The organism is Aeromonas molluscorum 848, from assembly GCF_000388115.1.
GTDB lineage: Bacteria > Pseudomonadota > Gammaproteobacteria > Enterobacterales > Aeromonadaceae > Aeromonas > Aeromonas molluscorum.
In genome coordinates, this window is record NZ_AQGQ01000188.1 from 1 (window position 1) to 7,168 (window position 7,168).

Sequence of the window (7,168 nt, forward strand, 5' to 3'; positions counted from 1 at the left end):
GCAGCTCCTCGAATGCCTGACGCAAGATGTGTTTCTCTATCTTGCCGTTGCCACACATCTTGGCGGCAGGATTGATACGCATCGCCACGTCCATGAACTCCTTGTCGAGGAAAGGCACACGACCCTCCACGCCCCAGGCTGCCATGGACTTGTTGGCACGCAGGCAATCATAGAGGTGCAACGCATCGAGCTTGCGGACCGTCTCTTCATGGAAATCTTTGGCGCTCGGTGCCTTGTGGAAGTAGAGGTAACCGCCAAACAACTCGTCTGAGCCCTCTCCCGAGAGCACCATCTTGATGCCCATCGCCTTGATGTAACGTGCCATCAGATACATGGGGGTCGAGGCGCGGATGGTGGTGACGTCATAGGTCTCGAGGTGATAGATGACGTCGCGCAGGGCATCGAGCCCCTCTTGCACCGTGAAGTGGATCTGATGATGAATGGTGCCCAGGTGATCGGCCACCTTCTGGGCCGCAGCCAAGTCAGGTGAACCTTCCAGTCCGACGGCGAACGAGTGCAGTTGGGGCCACCAGGCCTCGCTCTTGCCATCGTCTTCGATGCGACGAGCGGCATAAATTTTGGTGATTGCCGAGATGACGGAAGAGTCGAGACCACCGGAGAGCAGCACGCCGTAGGGCACATCGCACATCAGCTGGCGCTTGACGGCAGCTTCCAGGGCGGCGCGCAACTCCTCTACCGAGGCCGGATTGTCCTTGACGACGTCAAACTCGCGCCAATCGCGCTGATAGTAGTGGGTCAGCTTGCCATCTTTGCTCCACAGATAGTGTCCGGGCGGGAACTCTTCCACGCTCTTGCACACCGGCACCAGGGCTTTCATCTCTGAAGCGACATAGAAGTTGCCATGCTCGTCACGGCCGGTATAGAGGGGGATGATCCCCATGTGGTCGCGACCAATCAGGTAGGCATCCTGCTCGGCGTCATAGAGGATGAAGGCGAAGATACCGTTGAGATCATCCAGGAAGGCGGGGCCTTTCTCCTTGTAGAGCGCGAGCAATACCTCACAGTCAGACTTGGTCTGAAACTGGAAGTCCACCTTGAGCTCTTGTTCCAGCTCCTTGTGGTTGTAGATCTCGCCGTTGACGGCCAGTACGTGGCTGCGCTCCGGGTTGTAGAGGGGTTGGGCGCCATTGCCCGGATCAACGATGGCCAGCCGCTCGTGGACCAGTATGGCCTTGTCTGAGCTGTAGACGCCGGACCAGTCGGGTCCGCGATGACGTAGTCGCTTGGACATCTCAAGCGCCGACTTGCGCAAGCTGGCCGCGTCAGACTTGATGTCCAGAATGCCGAATATTGAACACATTGATGTAAATCCTCTTTAATTTTATTGAGCCCCCCACGATTGGGCTCGAAATTCCATTTACATTCCTCGCCTTCACAATGCCTAGCGCAAAAAACCCTTTTGCAAGCGGCAACTCCGCACAAAATCAGGGTTCTGGCCGCTTTTGATGCGAACAGCGCCCCTGACCTTGACGTCAACTCTGTTGACGCTGACGTCATTCTGCTGGATGTGCCGCTGCCTGATGCCAGCCCGCCTCTTGCTTATTGAGAGGGGGATCCATCATTGGACCCGGCTCCGGGCTCGAAGATCACATAGAGCTTGCGGCAAGGGGTAAGGGTCTCCCACTCGCCGATGAAGCCTGCCGGAATGACGAACTGATCTCCCGGGGAGAGGCGCAGTTGCGCGCCCAGGGCGTCGTGGATGCACACCTCTCCCTCAATCAGCTGGCAATATTCATGCTCGGTATAGTGAACGGCCCAGCGGCCCGGTTCGCAGGACCAGAAGCCGACATGAAACTGCTGGCTAGGATCCGAGTAGTGGTTCCAGACCGTCTGTGCGGGGTTCCCTGCCTTGACCCTCTCTGCTGGCGGGGTGAGAGGGGAGGGGGTGACCGTCTGGCGCTTGAGCAGGGTCCAATCTTTCAGGCTCAGCATGAAACCCCCTTAGCAGGGGATTGAGGCTGAGTGCGGGCTTGCATGGCACACGCATTGGCAACCTGTTCAGGTTGAGCGAGGGGCTGCATGGCACAGCTATTGGCAGAGTGTCTGGATAGAGCGAGGGTCAGCATTGTGCCTCCTTGGCAGATTTGGAGCGATGGCGGTGGCCAACAGGGACCATCATGGTCCCTGTTTTGTTTGTTTTATTTAACGAATGGATAAATAAGCTAAACGATTGAGCGCGCCTTGCCAAGATCCTCAGGCCCTTTCAGCCCCTTGATGACATGGCGGGCGAAGCCGCTGCCGGCCTCGTCATAGACGTTGAACACCGCATCCACCCCCTGTTCGCGCAAAGACTCGATATCGTCCTCGAAGCGGACTATGGCGGCTATCTGGCCGGTAAAGCCATGGCTGCGCAACTTCTCGATGGCATAGAGGTTGCCCGAATGGTGGGGCATGGCGAGCAATACCAGATTGATCTGGTTGGAGATCAGCACCTTGTCCCAAAAGTCGGTATCGGTTGCGTCGCCCTCGATCACGTTCATGTTGCGCTCACGCAGGGCCGGCAGCTTGCTCGCGTCATTCTCCACTCCCAGGATGACGGGGCCGTACTTGTGTTCCAGCTCGAAGTAGGCACCCTGACCGATGCGACCCATGCCGAGGATAATCACCTCGGCGTCGCCGAGCTCAATGGGCCTGTCTTCCGGATGCAGTTCCCGGGCCTGCAGGCCGCGCAGCCAGTTGCCAAATCTGTGATAGATGCGCTCACTCTGGCTGTTGAGGGGGGCCGAGATCATGAAGCTGGCTGCCAGTGCCAGCGACAGCGCAATCAGCCACTCATGGGAGAGCCAGCCCGCCTTGGCGGCGATGGCGGCCACGATAAGGCCGAACTCGGAGAAGTTGGTCAGCGCCAGGGTAGAGAGCAGTACGGTACGCACCCTCAAGTGGGCACCGCTGTAGACCAGGTAGTAGAGGACGCTCTTGAACGGCAGGGCCAGCACCAGGGCCAGGGCTATCCACATGGCATCCTGAGTCGGCAGGCCGTTGAGCCCTATGGTCAGGAAGAAACAGATGAGAAAGAGGTCTTTCAAGTTGAACAGCGCCTTGGCAAGGCCCGCGGCGGCTGGATGGGAGGCCAGCATCATGCCGATGATCAGCGCCCCCAGATCGGGTTTGAGTCCCACCGCCTCGAAACCGGCAGCACCCAGCACCAGAGCCAGGAAGATGCCGAGCAGCACCTGCAACTCCCCATGGCCGGCCCGCTCCAGCAACTTGCCGAGCAGAGGGCGCAGCAGAGGCAGACCAAGTACCCAGAGCGCCCAGATACTCGGCAGCTTGCCACTGGAGATGGCGAGAAAGGCTACGGCGAAGATGTCCTGCATCACCAGCACGCCGATGGCCAGGCGAGCATAGAGAGCATTCATGTCACTGCGCTCCTCGAGCACCTTGACCGCGAATACCGTGCTGGAGAACGACAGGGCAAAGCCCAGCAGCACGGCGAGCTGCCAGCCAAGGGACATGGCCAGTGCCATGCCAAGCCCCTTGCAGACCAGCAGTACCAGGGTGAACAACAGGGTCGAGAGCAGTATGTGCAGGCTGGCGGTACCCCAGACATCGCGGCGCAGCAGGGTACGCACATCCAGCTTGAGCCCTATGGTAAACAGCAGCAGCGTGACCCCGAGATCTGCCATCTCGCTCAGGGCCGGGGTATTTTCATAGCCCATGCCGTTGAGGATGAAGCCGGCGGCGAGAAAGCCGAGCAGGGGGGGCAGGCCAATCAGGTTGACCAACATGCCGCAGGCGAAGGCCACGGCGATCAGTACAGGTTCCATACAATTACCATTTTCCGGGCGGGGGCCCTTAACACGTGATCCTGGGGTTGGGACGGCCAGCAGAGTCGCCGCTAACTGCCTCAGACGATGTCGATGTCGACCACGGAGTTGAAGATGTGGTTGGGACTAAAGGGCATCTGATCGATGTCAGCCACCTTGCTGACCCCAGACAGGACCAGTACGGTTTCAAGACCCGCCTGGAAACCAGCCAGGATGTCGGTACGCAGGTTGTCGCCGATGATGATGGTGTTGTCCGAATGGGCTTCCATCCGGTTGAGTGCGGCGCGTATGATCCAGGCACTCGGCTTGCCGACATAGAAGGGCTTCTTGCCGGTCATGCGCTCGATGGGAGCGCAGAGGGCGCCGCAGGCCGGGTACATCATGGGGCCATGAGTGTCGGGGTTGGTGGCGATGAAGCGGGCGCCCTGCGCCACGAATTTGGCCCCCAGCTGCATCATGGACCAGTTGTAGTTGCGGGTTTCCCCGACCACCACGAAGTCGGGGTCTATGTCGGTGATGGTGAAGCCTGCCTTGTACAGCTCATGGGTCAGGGCCCCTTCTCCTATCACGTAGGCCTTCTTGCCGTCCTGGCGCCGGAGGAAATCGGCCGTGCCCATGGCGGAGGTATAGAAGCTCTCTTCGGGCACTTCTATTCCGGCGGATCGGAAGCGATTTTGCAGATCTTTCTGGGTCTGGGCCGGATAGTTGGTGAGGAACAAGAGCTTGCTGCCCTGCTCCAGCAGGCGATGGACGAAGTGATCGGCACCCGGGATAAGATCGTTGTTGTGCAATATGACGCCGTCGATGTCACAGATGACGTTTTTCTTCATGTAAACTCCTTGCAGGGGCAGAGACGAGACGCAGACATTCTTGCATATCTTCAATTGGTTATCTTTTTTGTGTCGCCATTATATGCCCCTTTGATGACAAGGTGTGACAGCAATTGCGCCAAGGCGTGTCCGCTGTTATCTGCGGTTTGGCCCGACAGACATGGCACCTAATGAAACCGGGTGTACCAGTACTTAACTCAAGGGAGCGACATCATGGATGACTTCATCGCAGGTTTGCCCAAGCTGGAACTGCATCTGCACCTGGAAGGCACGCTGGAGCCTGCCTTGATGCTGCATCTGGCCGAGCGCAATGGCTTGACCCTGCCCTGGGCCGATGCGGCCACCCTGACGGCCGCCTATCAATTCGACTGCTTGCAGTCCTTCCTCGATCTCTACTATCAGGGCTGCAATGTCTTGCGCCAGGAACAGGATTTCTTCGATCTCACCTGGGCCTATCTAGAGCGCTGTGCGAGCGAGCAGGTGGTGCATGTGGAGGTCTTCTTCGATCCCCAGGCCCACACCAGCAGGGGCATCCCCTTTGAGACTGTGCTGGCGGGGATAGAGGCCGCGCTGCAGCAAGGCGAGCGGGATTTGGGGATCAGTTTTCGGCTCATCATGAGTTTTCTGCGCCACCTTGGGGAAGACGCTGCTCTGACCGCCCTGGCCCGGACCGAGCCCTGGCTGGATCGGATCCACGGCATCGGACTGGACTCTTCCGAGTTGGGTTATCCGCCGGAGCAGTTCATCCGTCTGTTTGCCCGCGCCAAGGCGCTGGGCCTGCCGCTGGTGGCCCATGCCGGGGAGGAGGGGCCGGCCGACTACATCTGGCAGGCGATTCGTCAACTCGGGGTGCGGCGTATCGACCACGGGGTTCGCTGCTCCGAGGATCCCGACCTGTTGCACTTCCTGGCCGATACCCGGCTGCCGCTTACCGTCTGTCCGCTCTCCAATGTGCGACTCAGGGTCTTCCCCACCATGGCGGATCACACTGTGTTGACGCTGCTCGAACAGGGACTCTGCGTCACCATCAACTCGGACGATCCTGCCTACTTCGGGGGATATATGGCGGCGAATATGCATGCGCTGGTGGCGGAGCTTGGTGCCAGCCGCGAGCAGTTGTGTCGCCTGAGCCTCAACGCGGTGGAGGCGAGCTGGCTCAATCTGGAGGCCAAGGCGAGGCTGACCCGCAGCATTCTGGGTTATGCCGCCTGTCAGGGGGTCAGTCTGAGCTGAGTCCTAAGGAGAGCAGAAGAGAGCAATATCACAAGAAGGCCCTGCGGGGCCTTCTTTTGTGTGAGGGGGGTTAAGCGAGCTGCTGCTCTGTCTGCGGCTGGTAGACGGGGTAGACGGGGTAGTCGGTGAGGCCGCGCTCGCCACCACCAAACAGGGTGGCCGGATCGTGGGGGGCGAACGGATAACCGTGCCGCAACCGGTTGGGCAGATCCGGGTTGGCCACGAAGGGACGACCAAAGCCAATCATGTCTGCCCAACCGGCCTGGAGGGCAGTCCGTGCCCGCTCGCCATCATACTTGCCCGCATAGATGAGGGTGTTGGGGAAGGCCGCACGCAGTCCCTGCTTGAAGTTTTCCGGCATCAGGGGCGCATCGTCCCAGTCCGCTTCGGCGATATGCAAATAGGTGACGTTGAGCTCAGCCAGCAAGGTTGCGGCGGCCAGATAGGTCTGCTCCGGGTTGGCATCCACAGTGCCGTTGAGAGTGGTCAGCGGGGCGAGGCGCACGCCGACCCGATCGGCCCCGATTTCGCTGCTGACCGCTTGTGTCACCTCCTTGAGGAAGCGCAGGCGATTTTCCAGCGAGCCACCGTAGTTGTCGGTGCGGGTGTTGGACTCGGAGTCGAGGAACTGGTTGATTAGGTAGCCGTTGGCAGCGTGCAACTCTATGCCGTCAAAGCCGGCCAGCATGGCGTTGCGGGCCGCCTGGCGGAACTGGCCGACCACGGTATCTATGTCTTCCTGAGTCATAGCACGCGGGGTAGTCGTCTCCACAAAGCCTGGCGCATCGCTGCCGTTATCGACAAACACCTTGACTCCAGCGGCCTTGATGGCTGACGAGGAGATGGGCTGGGCGCCACCGAGGTTATCGGGGTGCGTGACCCGGCCCACGTGCCAGAGCTGGGCGAACATGACCCCGCCTTGGCGTGGACGGCGTCGGTGACCAGTTTCCATCCGGCACCTGTTCGGCACTGTGGATACCCGGCGTCCAGGCGTAGCCCTTGCCCATGGAGTCGACTTGGGTACCTTCACTGATGATGAGACCGGCCTCGGCGCGCTGGGCATAATAGGTTGCCATCATGGCGTTGGCCACATCGCCGGGCTGGGCTGGCGCGGGAACGGGTCATGGGGGGGCATGACGATACGGTTGTTGAGGTGAAGCTGGCCGAGGCGCAGGGGGCAGAACAGGGGATCATGGCTCATCTGGGTGTCCTCATCGGGTTGATGGAGTCACTCTAGCGAGACATATCATTGAGATAAACCCAGGTATTCTCAAAAGAGTGCTGCATTTATGTCAATAATGTGGTCAAGGAGAGAGT

5 protein-coding genes and 1 pseudogene are annotated in these 7,168 nt (G+C 59.7%); 1 reads left to right on the forward strand and 5 read right to left on the reverse strand.

Translation table 11 applies throughout. From position 1 onward, the window contains the following. From asnB to G113_RS17780, 4 genes are all read right to left on the reverse strand, one after another. On the reverse strand, positions 1-1,321 hold a 1,321-nt coding region (gene asnB, locus G113_RS17765), incomplete at its 3' end, for an asparagine synthase B (protein WP_005908106.1). 239 nt (positions 1,322-1,560) lie between these two features. Beyond that, positions 1,561-1,953 (reverse strand): cupin domain-containing protein, encoded by a 393-nt coding sequence (locus G113_RS17770; protein ID WP_005908107.1) that lies wholly within the window; start codon positions 1,951-1,953, stop codon positions 1,561-1,563. 230 nt (positions 1,954-2,183) lie between these two features. Beyond that, complete coding sequence (locus tag G113_RS17775) at positions 2,184-3,788, reverse strand: cation:proton antiporter family protein (protein ID WP_005908108.1); 1,605 nt, start codon at positions 3,786-3,788, stop codon at positions 2,184-2,186. Positions 3,789-3,868: 80 nt separating this feature from the next. Beyond that, positions 3,869-4,618 (reverse strand): HAD-IIA family hydrolase, encoded by a 750-nt coding sequence (locus G113_RS17780; RefSeq protein ID WP_005908109.1) that lies wholly within the window; start codon positions 4,616-4,618, stop codon positions 3,869-3,871. Positions 4,619-4,831: 213 nt separating this feature from the next. Between G113_RS17780 and G113_RS17785 the strand changes: the two genes are divergently transcribed. Next, positions 4,832-5,851, forward strand: coding sequence for an adenosine deaminase (locus G113_RS17785; RefSeq protein ID WP_005908110.1), 1,020 nt, complete (start codon positions 4,832-4,834; stop codon positions 5,849-5,851). A 70-nt stretch (positions 5,852-5,921) separates the two neighbouring features. Here G113_RS17785 and G113_RS17790 read toward each other — a convergent pair. After that, positions 5,922-7,052 (reverse strand): annotated as a pseudogene (locus G113_RS17790) (alkene reductase). Between the last annotated feature and the right edge of the window lie 116 nt (positions 7,053-7,168).